The following is an 18,955-nucleotide window of genomic DNA, read 5'->3' as shown; positions in this document are numbered from 1 at the left end:
TCTGTAATTTACAGAAACTGCGCCGTCAGCGGCGCAGAATGGCGGCCAGTTCGACCGGCAGCGGCGGCTCGTCCCGCGGCATGACGACCCGGATCGCCTGCGCCTGCTCCTCAGGATCAAAACGGACCCAGCCGGCACGGCTGAGCTTTTCGAGCGGCCGATAGCGGATCTTGTACTGCATCCGCTGCGAGCCATCGACCCAATAGCCCAGATACACATAGGCGAGGCCCGCGCGGGCAGCGCGCTGGATATGATCCATGATGATGAAGTTGCCGAGGCCCGGACGATCTTCCAGTTCGGTGTCGAAGAAGCTGTAGATCATCGACAGGCCGTCACCCTGGCGATCGGTCAGGCAGGCGCCGACCAGCTTGCCGGGGCGGCCATCCTCGCCGGGCAGGCGATATTCGACGACATGGCTTTCGACCGGGGTCTGTTCGACCATGTCGGCAAAGTCCATCTCGTCCATTTCGGTCATGCCGCCACCGGGATGCCGCGCGCGCAGATAGCGCTGGAGCAGTTCGAACTGCTCCTCGGTCGACCAGGGCTTGCAGGCGGTGACGACGAGGTCGCTGTTGCGCCGGATCAGCTTGCGCTGCGTCGCATTGGGCTTGAACTCCTGCGCGACGACGCGGACCGACACGCAGGCCGAGCAATCGGCGCAGCTGGGGCGATAGGCGACATTCTGGCTGCGGCGGAAGCCGATGCGGCCAAGCGCATCATTGAGTTCCGAGGCATTGTCGCCGTTGAGTTCGGTGAAGACCTTCCGCTCGCTCTTGCCCGGCAGATAGGGGCAAGGGCTGGGGTTCGTCACGAAGAAACGCGGAAAGCGGAATGGTGCGCTCATGCCTCTCCCCCCGATTCAGTCATGCGAATGTGCCTTTTCATGGTCGGACTATGCCGTCCCGGCCCAACCATGAAAAGGTCATTTACCACGAAATTTTTACCGATGGTTAAGCATGTCCCAAAATCAGGCAACCTCGATCGGCGCGACCTCATAACCGGCCGCGCCCAGCGCCGTGATCAGCCGCTGGAGATGGGCGCCATCGCGGGTCTCGCACTCGACGTCGAGGCTGAGCCCCTTGGCCGGCAGATTGGTGAAGATGCGCTGGTGCGACAGCTCCAGGATGTTGACCGCTTCCTGGTCGAAGATGCGGGCGACATGAAACAGCGCGCCGGGCCGATCCTGCAGGATGATGCGCAGGCGGGCGAGACGGCCCGAGCGTGCGAGATCGCGCAGCAGCACATTGGCGAGCAGGCGGGTGTCGATATTGCCGCCGGTCAGGATCAGGCCGACATTGCGACCGGCAAACTGCTCGCGATAGCTGAGCAGCGCGGCCAGGCCGGCCGCGCCGGCGCCCTCCACCACCGTCTTCTCGATCTGGAGCAACAGGCTGACCGCCTCCTCCAGCCGGCGTTCGGTGACCAGCAGCACATCGTCGGCCAGACGCTCGACGAAGCGACGGGTGAGTTCGCCCGGCTGCTTCACCGCAATACCCTCGGCCAGCGTGTCGCCATCGCAGGCGAGGTCCGCGCCCTTTATGAAGTCATACATCGACGGATAGAGTTCCGCCTGCACGCCGATCAGGCGGATGTCCGGCTTCATCGCGCGCGCCGCGGTGGCGATGCCCGAGAAGAGGCCGCCGCCGCCGATCGGTATGATCAGCGTGTCGATTTGCGGCGCATCCTCCAGCATTTCCAGACCGACCGTGCCCTGGCCGGCGATGATGTCGGGCTCGTCGAACGGATGGATGAAGGTCAGGCCCTGCTCCACCTCCAGCTTGCGGGCATGGGCATAGGCGTCGTCGAACTTCTCGCCATATTGGACGACGGTGGCGCCATGGCCCTGGGTCTGGGTGACCTTCACGATCGGCGTGGTGGTGGGCATGACGATGGTGACGGGCACGCCAAGGCGCTTGCCATGATAGGCAAGGCCCTGGGCATGGTTGCCAGCCGAGGCGCCGATCACGCCCTTGGCCTTGGCCGCTTCATCAAGTTGCAGCAGACGATTGAGCGCGCCGCGTTCCTTGTAGGCGGCGGTGAACTGGAGATTTTCGAACTTCAGATAGACGTTGCAGCCAAGCATTTGCGAGAAGGTCTGGCTAATGAGCGTCGGCGTCTTGACGATCGACCCGGAAATGCGTGTCCGGGCCGCAAGGATGTCATCGACGGTGACGGGCAGCGGCAGGGCGCCCTCTATCTTGCTCAGCGTGTTCATGGCGCAGCGCCCTAACGCAAAATTGCCGGTGAAGAAACTGGCACTTGCCGAAAACTGGCCCTATGGCTTGGTTGCACGCACGAAATGTACGAGGCGTATGGCTAATATCGCGTTTATCGGCCTGGGGGTCATGGGCGGCCCGATCGCGGGGCATCTGGCCAAGGCGGGGCATCATCTGACCGTCTACAATCGATCGATCGGCAAGGCCAAGAGCTGGGCCGAGGCCTATGGCGGCGAAGTCGCGATCAGTCCGGCCAAGGCCGCCGAGGAGGCCGACATCGTCATCAGCTGCGTCGGCACCGACGATGACCTGAGCCAGATCACGCTGGGGCGCGAAGGCGCGTTCCGCACGATGAAGCCGGGCGGCCTGTTCATCGACCATACGACCGTGTCGGCGCGCATTGCCCGGCAATTGTCCGTCGAGGGCGAGAGCCTGGGCCTGCACTGCGTCGATGCGCCGGTGTCGGGCGGGCAGGCAGGCGCCGAAAATGGCCGGCTGTCGATCATGTGCGGCGGGTCCGCCCCGGCAGTGGCGGCCGCGACGATCGTGATGCAGGCCTATGCCGCACGCATCGTCCATGTCGGCAAGGCGGGTGCGGGCCAGACGACCAAGATGGTGAACCAGATCTGCATCGGCGGCGTTCTGCAGGGCCTGGCCGAAGCGATGCGCTTTGCCCAGGCGGCGGAACTGGACCTGGACAAGGTGTTCGAGGCGATTTCGGGGGGCGCAGCGCAAAGCTGGCAGATGGACAATAGATGGAAGACGATGGCGCAGGACAGTTTCGATTTCGGATTTGCGGTGGACTGGATGCGCAAGGATCTGGGGCTGGCACTGGAGGAAGCGCGGGCCAATGGCGCGACCCTGCCGGTGACGGCGATGGTCGATCAATATTACGCCGACGTGCAGGCGATGGGCGGCAACCGGCAGGATACCAGCGCGCTGGTGCGGCGGATCACCCGCGCATGAGGAAGATGATGCTGGCGGCGATCGCCGCGCTTGCTTTGCCGATGCCCGCTTATGCGTCGGGCGTGATCGACAATGTGAACGGCATCGCCATCGGACCGGATGGCAAGATCGTCCATTTCGGCGCGCTGATGATCGACGATGAGGGCAAGGTCGAAAAGCTGATCCAGGGCCGCTATCAGGAGCCCGAATATAAGCCCAAGAAGCCCAAGCGCGGCCAGCCCTGGCCCGAGCGGCCGAAAGGCCCGAGCTTCAAGCTGGACGCAGGCGGCAAGACGCTGATCCCCGGCCTGATCGACGCGCATGGCCATGTCATGGGGTTTGGCCTGTCGCTGATCACGCTGGACCTGTCCGACACGAAATCGCTGGCCGAGGCGCAAGCGAAGATCCGCGCCTATGCGCAGGAGAATACCGGCCGCAAATGGATCATCGGCACCGGCTGGAACCAGGAGACATGGGGTCTGGGCCGGTTCCCGACCGCCGCCGAACTGGATGCGGCCGTGGGCGATATTCCGGTCTGGCTGGAGCGGATCGACGGCCATGCCGGCTGGGCCAACAGCGCCGCGATCCGCGCGGCCGGCGTCAGCGCAACGACCAAGGCGCCGGCTGGCGGGCGGATCGAGATGGCGGCGGGCAAGCCGGCGGGCGTCTTCGTCGACAAGGCGATGGACCTGATCCAGAAGGTCGTTCCCGCCCCTGCCCCCAAGGATCGCGACAATGCGCTGGAAAAGGCGCAGCGCGCGCTGCTGGCGGTGGGTATCACCGGCATTGCCGACATGGGCACCAGCATTGAGGATTGGCAGGCCTTCCGCCGGTCGGCCGATCGCGGCGCGCTGCGCGTGCGGATCATGTCCTATGCCTATGGCCTCGACAATATGGTGCTGATCGCCGGGCCGGAACCCACGCCCTGGCTGTATGACGATCATCTGCGCATGGGCGGGATCAAGCTGTTGCTGGACGGCGCGCTGGGGTCACGCGGCGCCTGGCTGAAGGCGGATTATAGCGATGCGCCGGGCCAGCGCGGCCTGCCTATGATTCCGTCGACCCAGTTGCGCAATATCATGAGCCGGGCGGCGATGGACAATTTCCAGGTTGCGGTCCACGCGATCGGCGACGCCGCCAATGGCGAGATACTCGACGCGATCCAGGAAATGTCGGACACCTATAGCGGCGACCGGCGCTGGCGCGTCGAACATGCCCAGATCATCGATCCGGCCGACCTGCCGCGCTTTGCCCGCTATGGCACGATCGCGTCGATGCAGCCGGTGCATGAAACGTCGGACTGGCGCATGGCGACGGCGCGGCTGGGCGAGGCCCGGCTGAAGGGCGCCTATGCCTGGAAGGCGATGCTGGACAATAAGGTGCCGCTGGCATTCGGTTCCGACGTGCCGGTCGAAAGCCCCAATCCCTTCCCCGGCATTGCCGCCGCCATGTCGCGACAGGACGCCAGGGGCGAGCCGGCCGGCGGCTGGATGCCCGAGCAGAAGGTGAGCTTCGAGGCGGCCCTGGACGGCTTTACCCGGCAGGCGGCCTTTGCCGGCTTTGCCGAGAAGAAGTTCGGCAGCCTGGTGCCGGGGCAGCGGGCGGACTTCCTGCTGATCGATCGCAATATCGAGACGGCCAGCCCGACCGACATTCGCGGCACGCAGGTGCTGGAAACCTGGATCAACGGCAAGCGGGTCTATGTGAAGGGGCAATAGCCCCTTCACCGGCCGCTCACATCGCGTTGTCGGCGGCGTTCATGGCGTCGTCGATCGTCTCCGGCAACGGCGGCTGGACCGGGCGATCGCAACCGGCCAGCTTCATATGGGCGCGCAGCGTGTCCATGCGCCCGAGGTTCCAGCGCGCCAGCGGCACGCCGAGCGGGCGGAATTCGGCGCGGTCGAACAGCTCAACCACATAGGTCTTGCACAGCTCATCCACCTGATCGAGCGTCAGCATGCCAAGGTTCATCACCATCGGCTTACCCGGCACGCCGTTACGCCCCCGCACCAGATCGGTGACGTAAAGGCCGCCGCGCGGATCGACCAGCACAACGTCGGCGCGCGAGGCGTCGATCATCCGGTGGCTGGCGGCATAGGGCTCAACGAAGACATGGGTGCGCCAGACCAGGAAGCCGGCGGTCAGCAGCGTCACCACGAAGCCGATGAAGATCGGCCGCATCGCCCCCTGTGGCCGGAAGCGCGCCCAGCCAAGACCGCCCAGCAGGCAGAAGGGGCCGATGAAGCCATGGGCATAGCGGAAGCCCCAGCCATAGCCCTGCGCCAGCGCCAGCAGGCACCCGGCAAGGCAGCCCAGCGCCAGCGGCAGGGCGATCTCACGCCCGCGGATCGCATCGCGCCAGCGCATGGCCAGCACGCCCAGGCCCGCGAGCGGCACCATCAATATATTGTTCCAGGCGGCATAGCGGCTGAGATTGACCAGCGGCTGCCAGCGATCGCCCAGGCGCTGGAACAGGCTGCCTACCTTGTCGGCGACGCCAGCGGAGGGGCGCACATCGGTCGGCGCGCCCAGCGCATGAAGCAGGAATCCGGGCCAGATCTTGGCCCAGACGATGACGATCGCGACCAGGGTCAGCGCGTGGAAGGCGGCCACGGTCCAGCGCCGCGCCAGCAGCATCCAGAGGATGAAGGGGCCGATGAAGATGGGCGGGAAATGCCATTGATGCAGGCCCGCCGCGATCAGCGCGACCACGCCGGCCGACAGATGGCCGGCAACGCCGCCGCGCAGCACCAGCGCCAGCCAGACCATGTTCAATGCGAAATGGCCGGTCATGGCATAGGGGGTCATCGCCGTGACCCAGAGCTGGGCCGAGGAGAGGCCGAGCAGCATCGTCACCCAGACGGCATCGGGCCGGTCGGGAAAGAGATGCAGCGCCACCCGCCATAGCGAGAAGAGGCCGAGCACCAGCAAGACCGGGCCGGCGAGATTGGGGTCGCCCATCTGCCAGAACAAGGCCTGGATCGCGCTGTTCACCGGCAGATAGGCAGCGGTCCAGTAATCGGCGGCGCCGAAGGGTGAGAAGAATTCGGGCATGATCGCCCGGCGATAGGGTTCCCATTCGACCGGGATCGGTCGGGCGAACAGGCCTTCGCGCATATAGGCGGCGGCAAAGCGCGCGACCTCTTCATCACGGGAAACCGAATAATCCTGGAACAGGGCATAATGGCCGGCCCAGGCGGCGAGCCCCAGCAGGACGATGATCGGCACGATGATGCGCGCGCGCGGTTGCGGCAAGCGAAAGCCGATCCCTTCGGCAAAGGGCGTGGCCAGCGCCAGCAGGAACAGGCCGATCATCAGCGCCGGAAAATCCTGGTCCAGGAACAGGATGACGGCGAGGCTGACACCCTGACGCCAGGTCACGTGCCACAGAAAGGTCGCGCCCAGCCACAGGGCAAGGCCGATCGCCCCGGCGAGGAACAGGCGCCGCGCGCTGACGAAGGGCATTCCCCCTGGCATCAGCTGTCCAGCAGCGCCTTGTTGACGAAGATGCCGTCCATTTCGACCAGCAGCGGGAAATGGCCCTTGTTGTTGGCGAAGAAGGCGGAGGGGACGAAGGCCCGCGCCTCCAGCCAGTCGATCATCGCGCGATAGCCGGTGCCGCCTTCATAGATGGGACGCACGCCCAGTTCCGTCTGGATGCCGGCCATGTCGGCGATGACGCTCCCCGCCCCTTCGCAGACCGACAGGTCATGGCCCTGCGTATCCATCTTGAGGAAGGGCCGGGCGAAGCCATGGGCGGCGCGCAGTTCGGGCAGCAGGCTGTCGAGCCGGCGGCACTGCATCTCCACCGTCCTGGTCACCTTGTTGCGATCGGCGAAGATCGCGTCCTGTGCGCCCGACGGCGCCTTCAGCGAGCTGAACTGGTCGGCGGCCATGATGTTGAAGCTGGCGGCGCCGTCGAAATCGGACAGGGCCATGTTGAAGACATGCCATTTGCGGTCGGACGCGGCGGCCTTGCTCAGTTCGGCGAAGACGTCCGGGTTCGGCTCGAAGGAGAGGATGGTGCCGGCAAAGCCCGCATCCTTGCGCGCCATGGTCGCATATTGGCCGCGATTGGCGCCGACGTCGAACAGGCAGTCGATGGCGAAGGCGGACAGGAAGCGCTTGAGCGCCTGGATTTCGGGATATTGATGGACGCGGCCGGCCAGTGCCAGGCGCAGGGCCAGCGCGCGGTCGGACAATTCGCGGACATAACGGCTCATGCGCGCAGCACCTGGCGGTAAATATCCATCGTCGCCAAGGCCATGTCCTTCCAATTGCCCATAATATCTCCATAGGCGCGCGCCCGCGCACCCGCTGCCTGCCTGATGGCCGCGCTTTCGATCAGCGGCAAGAGGGCTTGGCCAAGCGCCACCGCATTTCCGGCCGGAACCCGCGTGGTGACGCCGTCCGGCAAGGTACCGAACATGCCGGCGTCGGAGGTGACCATCGCCTTGCCATGGTGCAGCGCCGACAGGAAGGCACCGCTCGAATCGATATGGCGATAGGGAAAGACCATCAGGTCGGCCCTCCTCATATGCGCGTCTAGCCGGGGCTCGGTGAGGAAGCCAAAATCGGTGATGAGGTGGTCGCCGAAACCGGCGGCATGGACCGGATCGAGGATCGGGGCGACATCCATGAAGGGCTTGCCGGCCAGCACCAGTTCGAAGGGGTGACCCGCGCGCCAGAGCGACAGGCAGGCCTCCACCAACAGGTCGACGCCCTTATAAGGGCGGATCGTGCCGAAGAAGAGGATGCGGGGCGCGGCGGGTTCGGGGATGGCGGCGAGGTCCGCCGGGGTGGCGGGTGCAAGGCGCATCGGCGGATGCGGCATCACATGGATGCGGGCGGGATCGACGCCCTGCCCGACCAGCGCCGCGCGCGTCGTGTCGCCATGGACGATCAGCGCATCGAAGCGATCAAGCAGCGCGCGATAGCCGCGCCCCTGCAGGCCGCTGTCGGCATGATAGGCATCGGCATTATGGACGGTGTGGACGAGCGCGGTGCGCCCCCTGAGCCGATCGAGCATCAGCCGGTCGGCCGGCGCCAGCGGCAACCACTGGACATGGGTCACGTCCGCGCCGGTCATCGCATCAAGATTGCCGAGCGCGCAGGTCAGGCCATATTCGGCCGCCTTGACGAGGCGGAAAGCACGCCCCTCCCCCAACCGATCGCGCAGGGCCTCGCTGTGGCGGAAGAAGCGCGGCGCGTAGCTATAGCCCTGCGGCACGATCGCATCGGTAGCGCGCATCGGCCGGCCGAGCAAGGTCACGGCCGCGCCGACCTGCGCCAGGCCGGCGCACAGCCCGTCATCATAGCGCCCGGTGAAGAGCGACGGATCGAGCATGGCGATCTTCATGCGCGCACCAGCCGGCGCAGCGAGACGAGATGCAGGCCAGCCGCCAGCATCAGGGTCAGGGCATAGAGGCCGAGGAAGCCGAGATCGAAGCGATCCGGCCAGAACGCACCGGCGAGCGGTACACTGAGCAGCGAACCGGCAAGGAAAGGCAGCGAGCGCTGGAGCAGATGGGCGAAGCGGCCGAGCGCGGCCTGGACATAGACCGAGACGCAAACCACCGAGAGCGCGATCAGTGCCAGCGCGGTGAGGCCAAGGTCAGCCTGGTCGATCGCGGCGCGGCCGTCGAACAGCTTGTCGAACAGCCATCCGCCGATCAGCATCAGCAGCGCCGAACCGGCGAGCGCGAAGAAGAGCGCAGCGCCAAGCGCACGGGTCAGGAGCTGGCGCACCCGCGCGCCTTCGCCGGCATGATAAGCGCGGGTGATGCGCGGCAGGGCCGCCTCCACCATGGCGCGCACCAGCATCGAGAGCGAGCGCGACATCTTGAAGAAGAAGTCGAACAGCAGCATCGGCCGGGCATCGCTGGTGGCCATGGCGATGGTGAAATAGGGGGCGTTATAGGCGACGATGTCGGAGACGGTGAAGGCAGCTGACGCGCCGATATCGCGCAGATAATGGCGGCGCACATGACCGCCGCCGACGCGGAAGGCGAACCAGTGGCTGCGGCGCATATTGAGGCGGCGGTGGACATGGACGATGGCATAGCCGATCACCAGAACACTGACGGCCAGTTGCAGCGCGACCGACAGGCGCGGATCGAGCCCGAACAGGATCGCCGCGAGCAGGCCGATCGTCACCAGGCGGCGGGCGCAATCCAGCCCTTCCCACAGGAAATTGCCATCGATCGCCGCCAGCGCCCGCTTGGCGAGCAAAGCCGGCAGGTTGAGGCAGGCGGTGAGGAAGAAGAGCAGGAACAGCATCGGCATGGCGGTATGCAGCCCGCCCAGCGCCAGCGCACCGAGCAGGATAGCGACCGCGCCGGCAATCAGCAGCCCGAGGAAGAGGAAGAGGACACCCATTTCCTCCAGCCGGAAGCCGCCATCGGCCGCCCCCTCATCATTGCCCAGCCAGAAGCGGCGCAGGCGCGCATAGATGATGCTGGTGAGGCCGAACTCCGCCGAGATGGTGAAATTGCCGAAGGCGACGAGCAGCAGGAAGGCCTGGAACTCCGCCAGCGGCAGCACCCGCACGAAGACGAAGGTGACGGCAAAGCCCCAGATCATCACCAGCCCGACATTGGCGAGCTTGACCAGCGCGAGGATGCGGGCGGATGCCTCCATCCGCGCGAGCATGCTCACTGCGTCGCAGTTCCCAGCGGCTTGCGCGCACGGAACAGCCGATCATCGAGCGCATAGAAATGGCGCGTGTCGGCGTCGATGTCGCGCGCGTCGATTTCCTCCAACTCGAAGCCGGCAGCGCGGATGCGATCGGCAAAGTCGAGGCCATATTGGCGGACATGGTCCCACTGGCCGAAGCGGCGCTCGCGCTCGCGCGGGGGGATGTCGAAACTGCCATCCTCGGTCGGCTTGTCCCACAGCGGCACGATCAGCCAGGCTTCGCCGCCGGGCTTGAGCGCGCGCAGGATATTGCGCAGCACGGCCATGTCGTCGGGCACATGCTCCATCACATGGCTGGCATAGAAGAGGTCGTAGCGATCGCTGTCGGACAGCGCCATCAGGTCGACCTTGTGCATGCCGGGCACGGTATAGCGCGCGGGATCGAGATCGGCCGGGACATAGTCGGCCGCCGCCGAGAAGCGCTTGACCAGGCTCCCTTCATTGGGGGCCATGTGCAGGATCGCGCCATCGGTCGGCACGGTCAGCACGCCCTTCATGAGGAGATAGTTCATCAGCCGCTCGCGCGGCGACGCGTTGCAATTGGGACAGCCCCATTCGCCATTGTCGCCATAGCGGAAGAAGCCGACGACCGTCATGCCGCAGGCCGGGCAGCCGCGATTGGCGGAAGCGCCCAGTGCCTTGCGCAGGTCGAGACCCAATTTGGTCAGATGCTTGCCGGCGGCCTTGGCCACCCGCTGGACAGTAATCACGCCATTCTCCGCTCGGTATCAGCTTCCGGCCTATACAATATGACACGGTTTTGGCGAGGGGGGATCAGCGCGATTTGGCGGGGTTCCAGATCGTGACGGTGCGGCCGCTCATCGCCTTGAGCACGCCCTGCAAGGTGGCGGCGTAGGCGATCATGATATCGACCAGCGCGGCAAGCGGCCCGCCGCGCGAGCGCAGGCCGATCCAGGCGAGCAGCGCGATGCCGATCGCGCCGGCCATGTAGAGCATGGGCGACAGGCGCAGCGCCAGCGCGCCGGCCGCGATCGCACCGGTCAGGATGAAGGCGCCGCCGAACCAGCGGACGATCTTGCGCGAGGCATATTTGAACCGGTCGATCGCGGCCATGCGGCGCAGTTGCGGGCGCAGATGGCTGTGCGTGTGCCAGGCGCGGGCAGCGATCCGCACCTTGCGCCGATATTCGTCCTTGCGCCCCGTTACCAGCCGCTCGCGCGCAATCACATCCTTCGCCTTTACCAGCCGCTTGCCCGCGAACACCACCGCCATCGAGACGGTGAGGTCATCCAGCACGCTGTCGGGAAATTCGGGATAGAGGCTGCGGCGGATGGAGAAGATCGAGCCGTCGGCGCCCAGCACATTGCCGGTGCGCGACTCCTCGTCCTTCAGCCGTTCCTCGATCCGCCAGTAGAGCGAGCCGACGGCGGCGGTCGCACTGTCGCCCTCGCCCAGATAATGGAGCGAGCCGAGCACGCCGCCAATATCGGGATCGGCATAGCGGGCGAGCAGATTATCGATCGCGTCGGCATCCAGCAGCACATTGGCGTCGGTGAAGATCAGCACATCGCCGCGCGCACGGGCGGCCAGCAATTTCATGCCATGCGCCTTGCCGCTGCGACCCGGCCCGCGCAGCAAAGTGACCAGATCGCCCTGCGCCGCGATCAGCGCGGCGGTCTCGTCGGACGATCCATCGTCAAAGGCGAGGATTTCGAGCGTGGGATGCCGGCCTTTCAGCATCGCCAGATTGGCGAGCTTTTCCGGCATCGCACCCGCCTCATTATAGGCGCAGAAAAGCAGCGACGCGCTGGGCACCGGGCCGGCGACCGGTGTTTCCGCGCGGGTTGGCAGCATCCGCAGGATCAGCGGATAAAAGAGGAAGGGCCAGGCGACAGCGACCAACGAGGCCAGCAGGACAGGGGCAAGCAGCAGGTTGGTCACGGTTAATAAGCCTTGTGATGAACCAGCACGCCGAGCGTCGCAACGATGATGCGCAGGTCGCGCCAGATCGACCAGTCGCTGACATATTCCAGGTCCGACTGGAGTCGGTCGATCAGATCCTGATGATGATCGGTCGCACCGCGATGGCCGCGCACCTGGGCAAGGCCGGTCATGCCCGGCTTGATGCAATGCCGTTCCCAATAGCGGGCATCGACCTCCCAATAGAGGCTGTCGCCCGCCTTGGCGGCGGCGGCGTGGGGGCGCGGGCCGACCACGCTCATGTCGCCGTTCAGCACATTGAAGAGCTGGGGCAGTTCATCGATGCTGGTCTTGCGCAGGAAGGCGCCGACGCGGGTCACCCGATCATCGTCGCGCTTCGTCAGCGTTGCGGCCTTGTGGTCGCTCGCCTCGGTCCGCATCGATCGGAACTTGTAGATGGAGAAGGGCCGCCCATCCTTGCCGATGCGCGGCTGGCGGAATAGGATCGGGCCTGGGCTGGTCAGCTTCACCGCCAACGCGGCGCCGATCAGGACGGGCGACAGCGCGATGGTGGCGATGGTAGCGACGATGATGTCGAACAGCCGCTTGATCAGGCGATCGCGGAATTGCAGCGGGCCACCGGCAACGATGATCGTCGGCTGGCCGTCAAACTCGTCCACCCGCGCAGGTGCGAAGCGCAGCAGTTCGGGGACGACGATTTCACCCCGCGCCGACAGCGATTTCAAGGCCGCGGACCAATCGTCCATCCGTTCGAGCGGACAGGCAACAATCACGCGCTCGGCCATTCCGACCGCAGCAGCCAGGCGCGCGGCCATGTCGGCATCATGGCGTTCGGGATGGAGATTGGCGGCGTCCGCCTGGATCACCTCCATATGGGCGCCGGTCTCGATCGCGACCCCGTCCATGATGACGGCGGTGAGGTGCGGGACATCGCCCAGCAGGCTAACCGCCAGGCGCGCAACCGCCAGGCGCACCAGCGCCAGCGTCGCCGCGCCCAGCAGCAGGCCGGTGAGGAAGGTCAGACGGGACAGCTGTTCGGCGATCTTGCCCAGATAGACGATCAGCAGCATCAGCAGCGCCGCCTGCGCCAGCGCCAGCAGCGCGCGGAAGATGCCGCGCCGCACGCGATCCAGCGTATTGATGCCATAGGCACCACCCTGCACCGCGAGCAGCGCATAGAGCGGCGCGACCATCGAGAACATCACCAGGCCATGGGGCTTGCCCGGTTCGCCCAGAAAGGCGCCGACGACCAGCCAGTTGGCGAGGAGGAAGGCGATGAACAGCCCCGCCATGTCGCCGGCCAGGCACAGCGCATAGAGGCGCAGCCGCACAATTTCCTTTGAGACAGTCAATGAGGCGCCCTGCATGATCATTATGCTGTCCCGTTGGCACCGGGCGGGGCCGGTTGCAAGGGGATCACGCGCCGAACAGCCGGCCGAGCGCCTTGTCGAGCATCACCATTTGCCACAGCAGCCGGCCATGGTCGGATAGACCGGCCTTATGGTCGGCCGCGATTTTCGCCAGCATCTTCGTGTCGAACCAGCCGGTGCGGGCCAGCGCCGAGCCGCCGGCGACCGCTGTCGCCTCCCCCGCCAGCGCGCCGCGGAACCAGGCGCTGATCGGGGTCACGAAGCCCATTTTCGGGCGGTAGAGAATATCCTGCGGCAGGAAGGACTCCATCGCCTTCTTCATGAGGTACTTGCCGCTATTGCCGCGGATACGCTGGGCGACCGGCAGGCGCGCGGCAAATTCGACCAGCCGATGGTCGAGCAGCGGTTCGCGCGCCTCCAGGCTGACGGCCATGCTCATCCGGTCGCTCTTGGTCAGGATATCGCCGGGCAGCCAGATGCGGATATCGGCATATTGGGCGCGGTCGAGCGGGTCGCGCGCCGGGGCATTGGCCATCGCCTTGATATAGCGATCCTCAGCGCGATAGGCGCCCAGCCGGCTCTTCATGTCCTGGCTGAAGAGACGCTGGCGCAGGGCATGGGGCGTGACCCCGACCGAGGCGGCATAGGCTTCCCCGCCGTCGCCGGCCAGTTCGAGGAAGGTCGATTTGGCGCGCAGCGGGCGCGGCGCCCAATCGGCCTTGGGATAATAGCGGCCGAGCGTACCGAACAAGGGTTCGCGCACCGACGCGGGGATCAGGCCACGCAGCCTTTCCCCCTGCATCTGGAAACGATGGCGACGATAGCCGGCGAACGCCTCGTCCGCGCCATCGCCCGACAGCGCCACCGTCACCTGTTCGCGCGCCAGTTCGCACACCCGGTAGGTGGGCAGCGCGGAGGCATCGGCAAAGGGTTCGTCGAAATGGAAGGCCAGCGTGTCGGCCAATCCATAATCATCGGGTGATACGATGCGCGTGCGGTGATCGGTTGCGAAGCGCCGCGCAATCCGGTCGGCATAAGCGGTCTCGTCCAGGCTGGCGACATCAAAGCCGATGGTGCAGGTCTTGACCGCCTGGTTCGACGCCTCCGCCATCAGCGCCACGACACTGCTGCTGTCGACGCCGCCGGACAGGAAGGCGCCGAGCGGCACGTCGGACACCATGCGGGAGCGCACCGCCTGACGCATCATGGCGACCAGTTCCTCCTCCAGCGCCTCGGGCCTGGCCTTGCTGCGATCGGCAAAGCTGATGTCCCAATAGCGTTGCGGATGGGCCAGCGGACGACCGCGCACCAGGCGCAGAGTCTCGCCCGCCCCGAGCTTGCGCACGCCCGCGACCATGCAGGCATCGTCGGGGACATAGCCATAGGCGAGATAATCCTCGACCGCGCTCAGGTCCGGCGCGCGGCGAAGCAAGGGGTGCGCGAGCAGGCTTTTCAATTCCGATCCGAAGATCAGGCTGCCATCCGACAACAGGGCATAATGGAGCGGCTTCACTCCCAGCCGGTCGCGCACCAGCCAGAGCGACTGGGCGCGCGCGTCGAACAGGGCGAAGGCGAACATGCCGTTGAAGCGTTGCACGCACTCCTCGCCCCATTGGCGATAGCCATGCAGGATGACTTCGGTATCGCTGTCGGTGCGGAAGACATGGCCCTTCGCCTCCAGTTCGGCACGAACCTCGGCGAAATTGTAGATTTCGCCGTTGAAGGTGACGACCAGGCTTTCATCCTCGGTCAGCATCGGCTGGGCGCCACCGCCAAGGTCGATGATCGACAGGCGCAGATGGCCGAGGCCCACGCCCGGCGCGGTCCAGATGCCGCTGCCGTCCGGGCCGCGATGCGGCATCACGTCCAGCATGGCGCGCACCCGCGCAGGATCGACCGGCTTGGCCGTTTCGAGATGGAAGATGCCCGCAATTCCGCACATTGTTACGGTCCTAGCCTATGCCCGCGCTGCGGTCAGCCAATTCCTTCACATTGCCCAGATCGCGCAGGAAGGCGGCGATCGCCGCGTCGGAGGAATGGCCCGGATGCTCTTCAGCGGAAACGAGGATCGCGACCGAGCGCGGATCGCGGCCCAGCAGGCGGGCGAGCATGGTCTGGATCTTCACTTCCGGCTTGCTGCCGGTCGGCGCGCCCTGCCCCACCACATAGAAGCTGACGACATGGCGGACGAGCGGGCCGGGACCGGTGATCTGCTCGCCGCGTGCGTCGGCGGGCGCCGGTGCGGGCGAGGACCAGGTCCATTCCTTGTCGGGATCGACCGCACCCTGGCCGAAACCGACCAGTTCGCGCTTGTCCTCCTGCCGGTCAAAGGCGGCGACGACGAGGTCCACGACCTGTCCATGCGCATTGGCATAGCGGCCCGAGATGAAATGATCGGCGCCATCGAAGCGCGGTTTCCAGGGGTAGGTCTGGGCGGCACTGGTGCGGGTCCAGCCCGGCACCGCCGGCAGATCGATTTGCGATGGCAGCGGACGGGCGGTGGCGGCGGTGGCCGCCAGCCAGAGCGGCGCGGCAACGATGATGCCGAGCGCGATGGCCGCCATCATGCCGGCCGGCGCCTGCCGCCGGACAGGGCGCTGCAGCGGCGCGGGATCGAACCAGGGATCGCCGGGCTTGCGATCGAAGAACGGCCAGGCGGTCGCCATCACGATGATCATGATGATCGCGAAGAACACCCAGCCATAGACGACATGGTCGAAACCGACGGCGGCATCGACCGTGGTCAGATGGGCGACCAATATGGTGGCGAAGGCGCGCACGCCATTGGCCAGCACCGACAAGGTGAGCGCCCCGGCCATGAACAGGATGCGACGCGGCCAGCTCTGGAAGCAGACATTGCAGACCAGCGCGCCATAGGCGGTCATGGCGATGAGGAATTTGGCGCCCGAACAGGCCTCCGCCACCTCGAAATAGCCGGTCGGGGTGGTGATGAAGATGCCCTCCATATGGGCGGGCACGCCGGCCAGCGTCAGGAACATCATTGACAGGTGCGCCGTCACCAACTGGAGATGCGGCACGATCTCCTCGCCGAAGGGGACCATGAAGAAGGCGTAGAAGAGCGGGAAGAGCAAGGCGCGCGCCACCATCGGCCCGAGCAGCGCGATCACCGCGCCCTGGAGCATCAGGACCAGCGCGCCATGGCGGACCATCGCGACGCCCGCCGCCGCGCCGAGCAGCCAGGCGAAGGCGCCAAGGCCCAGCCAGATCAGGCCCGGCGGCCAGGCGATCGGCTCCAGCTGGCGCAAGCCGGGCAGACGCTGCTGCACCAGCCAGGCGATGAGGATCGGGATGAAGAGGCAATGGCCGAAGGTGGAAGCGTTCCACCAGATCGAGACCATCGAATAGAGATCGTCGAAGAAGAGCGTCAATATGGCAGCCGCGACCACGCCGAGCGCGGTCAGATGGCCACGCCAGCCGGCAAGGCCCATGCGCGGCATGTCGGCAAGGGAACGGGCGCGATCGGTCATGCGGCCCGCGGATCGGCCTTGCCCGGCGCGCCGAGCAGCAGGTCGGGCAGACCGCCGAGCGTCGCCGACCAGCGATAGCGGTCCTCGACGCGGCGACGGGCGGCGAGGCCAAGCTGTGTCCCTCGCGCCGGATCGGCGAGCAGCCACAGGACCGCCTGGGCTTCGGCCGTCGGGTCATCCGCGACCAGGAAATCGCGGCCATCGACCGCATCAATGCCTTCGGCGGCCTGAGGCGAGGCGACGACCGGACGGGCCATCGCCATGGCCTCGAGCACCTTGTTCTGGATACCCCGTGCGATGCGTAGCGGCGCCACCACCAGATCGGCGGCGGCCAGCCAGCCGCGCACATCGGGCACGCCGCCGGTGACGATGACGCCGGGGAGATCGGCGAGCGCCTTCACCGGCTTCGACGGGTTGCGGCCGACTATGGCGAAGCGCGCATCGGGTCGTGCGGCCTGGATGGCGGGCAGCGCCTGGCGCGCAAAACTCTCGACCGCCTCGACATTGGGGCGATAGTCCATCTGACCGGTGAAAACGATCAGCGGCCCCGCCCCCTTATCGACGGCCGGGAAATCGGCCGCCGGGTCGAAATAGTCGAGCGCCACGCCATTTTCGAGCGCGACGATCCGGTCGGCGCCAAGGCCGCAGGCATCGCGAAACAGCGCCGCTTCGGCTTCGCTAACGAAGCTGCAGATATCGGCGCGGGCCGAAACCTTGCACTCGAAATCGAGCAGCACGCGGCCCTCGCGGCGGTTGATCCAGCCCATCGGGCCGGAACCCTGCGCGCCATAAGCGGCATATTTGGCCGAATCGAAATCGACGAAATCCATCAGGAACTGCACCCCCGCCGGCAGCATGGGCACGAAATGCGCCATCTGCGCCGAATAGGCAATGACGGCGCGGATCGGCCGTTCCGCCATGACCTGCGCAACCCAGCGATGCAGGCCCGGATGATCGAACAGCGACACCAGCAGCGACTGGCCGCGCGCCAGACCCGAGAGGCCGGCGACGATGCGCGAACGGTCGCGCATCAACACGCACTGGCTGGCCGTCAGTTGCGCCATGTCGGGAGCAAAGCCCATGTCGCGATCATCATCGGCAAAGCAGCCGACATGGACCGGTGCCATCTGCGCCAGCCGCTGAAGCAGATGATAGGACCGGATCTTGTCGCCCCGGTCGGGCGGGAACGGGATACGATGGCAGAGGAAAAGAAGCTCGCCCGTCATCCAAGGCCCCGCGCGATATGCGGGCCGATGAGGTTGGCCACGGGCAGCGGCAGCTTCTTCCACAATTCCACCTTGCGCCGATATTGCGGCGAGAGCGGGTTGACGTCACGCGTCTCCTTGCCCGGCGCGGTGCGCAGATGATAGCCGAGCGGATCGCCCTCGAACCCCCAGGTCTTCTTCCAGGCGGCGGGGCCGGTGCCGACCTTCGACCGGCCGAAGTCGAAATGGGTGAGGCCGCGTTCGCGGGCCTGGCGCATCAGGGTGAAATAGAGGACTTCGTTGGAGCGCATCGCCCGTGCCTCCAACCCGGCGCCATGCCAATAGGGCATGCAGGCACCGCCATGATAGAGGCTGATGACCGCCGACAGGGGCTTGCCGTCCTTCGATACCATGGCGATGTCCGCATCCGCCCCGAACCGGTCGAGGATGGCATCGAACAGCGCGCGCGGGAAGACCGGCGTGCCGAGATTATGGACGCTCTGGCAATAGAGGCGATAATGGATGTCGCGCAGCCGCTGGTCGCGGCCGGTCTCGAACTGGAGGTCGTTGCCGAGGCCCTTGCGGATTTCCGCGCGGTGGCGCTTGGGCACGGCCTTCAGTTCCGCTTCGTCATCGGCCGCGAGAGCGCGCGAGAAACCGAGATAGGCGTCGGCCTTGTTCTGCCATGAGGCGCCACCGGGCGCTTCGCCGCCGCGCAGCTCCAGCGTGTCGCAACCCAGCCTTTCCGCCTGATACCAGGCGGCATCGGCCAGCTTGGCGATCGCCTTGCGATGGGTTGCGAGAATGCCGCCATCGACCGCGAAACCGCTGCCGACCAGCGCCTTGCCGAACAGGGCCGAACGGATATGGGTGAGCGGCAGCACGCCGTTGATCTCGCCCGAGGGCGTGCGGGCGACCAGCATGATCGCCTTCTGGCCGGTGCCGGCCTCCACGCCCATGATCCAGGCCGGTCGATGAAAGGGCGTCGAGCCCGGCTGGGCGCAGACCCAGGCATCGATTTCCGCCACGACAGCCGGATCGGACAGGCGCGCCTCTCCGACGATGACGCTCAGATCGACAATCGCATTCATCTGCTCATTCCCTCAGTACCCCTGGCACCGGCATAGGCCCAA

At 66.2% G+C, this 18,955-nt stretch carries 15 protein-coding genes; 2 read left to right on the top strand and 13 right to left on the bottom strand.

Annotated elements, in window-relative coordinates:
* Positions 1 to 25: 25 nt before the first annotated feature.
* Positions 26 to 844 carry an arginyltransferase gene (locus E5554_RS13100; protein WP_004212177.1) on the bottom strand — a complete coding sequence of 273 codons (819 nt, stop codon included), beginning with the start codon at positions 842 to 844 and terminating at the stop codon, positions 26 to 28.
* Positions 845 to 967: 123 nt separating this feature from the next.
* Positions 968 to 2,215 (bottom strand): threonine ammonia-lyase, encoded by a 1,248-nt coding sequence (locus E5554_RS13095; RefSeq protein ID WP_004212176.1) that lies wholly within the window; start codon positions 2,213 to 2,215, stop codon positions 968 to 970.
* A 97-nt stretch (positions 2,216 to 2,312) separates the two neighbouring features.
* Between E5554_RS13095 and E5554_RS13090 the strand changes: the two genes are divergently transcribed.
* Positions 2,313 to 3,182 (top strand): NAD(P)-dependent oxidoreductase, encoded by an 870-nt coding sequence (locus tag E5554_RS13090; RefSeq protein WP_136187035.1) that lies wholly within the window; start codon positions 2,313 to 2,315, stop codon positions 3,180 to 3,182.
* 8 nt (positions 3,183 to 3,190) lie between these two features.
* Positions 3,191 to 4,879, top strand: a complete 1,689-nt coding sequence (locus E5554_RS13085) for an amidohydrolase (protein WP_136188354.1) — start codon at positions 3,191 to 3,193, stop codon at positions 4,877 to 4,879.
* Between the two features lie 16 nt (positions 4,880 to 4,895).
* Here the strand turns inward: E5554_RS13085 and E5554_RS13080 are convergent, their stop codons facing one another.
* The 11 genes from E5554_RS13080 to E5554_RS13030 all read right to left on the bottom strand — a co-directional run bounded on the left by E5554_RS13080 (position 4,896) and on the right by E5554_RS13030 (position 18,913).
* Positions 4,896 to 6,638, bottom strand: a complete 1,743-nt coding sequence (locus E5554_RS13080) for an MFS transporter (protein ID WP_136187034.1) — start codon at positions 6,636 to 6,638, stop codon at positions 4,896 to 4,898.
* Positions 6,638 to 7,384 carry an FkbM family methyltransferase gene (locus tag E5554_RS13075; protein ID WP_136187033.1) on the bottom strand — a complete coding sequence of 249 codons (747 nt, stop codon included), beginning with the start codon at positions 7,382 to 7,384 and terminating at the stop codon, positions 6,638 to 6,640. The genes E5554_RS13080 and E5554_RS13075 overlap by 1 nt, the downstream gene beginning before the upstream one ends.
* Positions 7,381 to 8,520 carry a glycosyltransferase family 4 protein gene (locus tag E5554_RS13070; RefSeq protein ID WP_136187032.1) on the bottom strand — a complete coding sequence of 380 codons (1,140 nt, stop codon included), beginning with the start codon at positions 8,518 to 8,520 and terminating at the stop codon, positions 7,381 to 7,383. The genes E5554_RS13075 and E5554_RS13070 overlap by 4 nt, the downstream gene beginning before the upstream one ends.
* On the bottom strand, positions 8,517 to 9,800 hold the full coding sequence (locus E5554_RS13065; RefSeq protein WP_136188353.1) for a hypothetical protein: 1,284 nt from the start codon (positions 9,798 to 9,800) through the stop codon (positions 8,517 to 8,519). The genes E5554_RS13070 and E5554_RS13065 overlap by 4 nt, the downstream gene beginning before the upstream one ends.
* Positions 9,801 to 9,814: 14 nt before the next feature.
* The gene (locus E5554_RS13060) at positions 9,815 to 10,567 is read right to left on the bottom strand and encodes a methyltransferase domain-containing protein (protein WP_136187031.1); all 753 of its coding nucleotides are present in this window, start codon (positions 10,565 to 10,567) and stop codon (positions 9,815 to 9,817) included.
* 64 nt (positions 10,568 to 10,631) lie between these two features.
* Positions 10,632 to 11,759, bottom strand: coding sequence for a glycosyltransferase (locus E5554_RS13055; RefSeq protein WP_136187030.1), 1,128 nt, complete (start codon positions 11,757 to 11,759; stop codon positions 10,632 to 10,634).
* 2 nt (positions 11,760 to 11,761) lie between these two features.
* Positions 11,762 to 13,132: a sugar transferase gene (locus E5554_RS13050; protein ID WP_136187029.1), complete on the bottom strand. Its 1,371-nt coding sequence runs from the start codon at positions 13,130 to 13,132 to the stop codon at positions 11,762 to 11,764.
* A gap of 43 nt (positions 13,133 to 13,175) precedes the next feature.
* Positions 13,176 to 15,071, bottom strand: coding sequence for an XrtA/PEP-CTERM system amidotransferase (locus E5554_RS13045; protein ID WP_136187028.1), 1,896 nt, complete (start codon positions 15,069 to 15,071; stop codon positions 13,176 to 13,178).
* A gap of 10 nt (positions 15,072 to 15,081) precedes the next feature.
* The gene (gene xrtA / locus E5554_RS13040; RefSeq protein WP_136187027.1) at positions 15,082 to 16,617 is read right to left on the bottom strand and encodes an exosortase A; all 1,536 of its coding nucleotides are present in this window, start codon (positions 16,615 to 16,617) and stop codon (positions 15,082 to 15,084) included.
* Positions 16,614 to 17,843, bottom strand: coding sequence for a TIGR03087 family PEP-CTERM/XrtA system glycosyltransferase (locus E5554_RS13035; RefSeq protein ID WP_136187026.1), 1,230 nt, complete (start codon positions 17,841 to 17,843; stop codon positions 16,614 to 16,616). Before E5554_RS13035 ends, xrtA begins: the two co-directional genes overlap by 4 nt.
* A complete protein-coding gene (locus E5554_RS13030; RefSeq protein WP_136187025.1) occupies positions 17,840 to 18,913 on the bottom strand; it encodes a FemAB family XrtA/PEP-CTERM system-associated protein in 1,074 nt (357 codons plus the stop codon). The genes E5554_RS13035 and E5554_RS13030 overlap by 4 nt, the downstream gene beginning before the upstream one ends.
* Positions 18,914 to 18,955: the final 42 nt, after the last annotated feature.

The organism is Sphingobium sp. PAMC28499 (assembly GCF_004795815.1).
In the GTDB taxonomy this organism is placed as follows: Bacteria; Pseudomonadota; Alphaproteobacteria; order Sphingomonadales; family Sphingomonadaceae; genus Sphingobium; species Sphingobium yanoikuyae.
The sequence above is the reverse complement of the archived record's forward strand: the minus strand, read 5'-3'. Positions and strand labels throughout refer to the sequence as shown.

Excerpts from the sequence above, each read along its gene's own strand:
- E5554_RS13050 (WP_136187029.1), bottom strand. The coding sequence starts at position 13,132 with ATGATCATGCAGGGCGCCTCATTGACTGTCTCAAAGGAAATTGTGCGG.
- E5554_RS13095 (WP_004212176.1), bottom strand. The coding sequence starts at position 2,215 with ATGAACACGCTGAGCAAGATAGAGGGCGCCCTGCCGCTGCCCGTCACC.
- E5554_RS13100 (WP_004212177.1), bottom strand. The coding sequence starts at position 844 with ATGAGCGCACCATTCCGCTTTCCGCGTTTCTTCGTGACGAACCCCAGC.
- E5554_RS13070 (WP_136187032.1), bottom strand. The coding sequence starts at position 8,520 with ATGAAGATCGCCATGCTCGATCCGTCGCTCTTCACCGGGCGCTATGAT.
- E5554_RS13085 (WP_136188354.1), top strand. The coding sequence starts at position 3,191 with ATGCTGGCGGCGATCGCCGCGCTTGCTTTGCCGATGCCCGCTTATGCG.
- E5554_RS13065 (WP_136188353.1), bottom strand. The coding sequence starts at position 9,800 with ATGGAGGCATCCGCCCGCATCCTCGCGCTGGTCAAGCTCGCCAATGTC.
- E5554_RS13080 (WP_136187034.1), bottom strand. The coding sequence starts at position 6,638 with ATGCCAGGGGGAATGCCCTTCGTCAGCGCGCGGCGCCTGTTCCTCGCC.
- xrtA (WP_136187027.1), bottom strand. The coding sequence starts at position 16,617 with ATGACCGATCGCGCCCGTTCCCTTGCCGACATGCCGCGCATGGGCCTT.
- E5554_RS13045 (WP_136187028.1), bottom strand. The coding sequence starts at position 15,071 with ATGTGCGGAATTGCGGGCATCTTCCATCTCGAAACGGCCAAGCCGGTC.
- E5554_RS13035 (WP_136187026.1), bottom strand. The coding sequence starts at position 17,843 with ATGACGGGCGAGCTTCTTTTCCTCTGCCATCGTATCCCGTTCCCGCCC.
- E5554_RS13030 (WP_136187025.1), bottom strand. The coding sequence starts at position 18,913 with ATGAATGCGATTGTCGATCTGAGCGTCATCGTCGGAGAGGCGCGCCTG.
- E5554_RS13090 (WP_136187035.1), top strand. The coding sequence starts at position 2,313 with ATGGCTAATATCGCGTTTATCGGCCTGGGGGTCATGGGCGGCCCGATC.
- E5554_RS13075 (WP_136187033.1), bottom strand. The coding sequence starts at position 7,384 with ATGAGCCGTTATGTCCGCGAATTGTCCGACCGCGCGCTGGCCCTGCGC.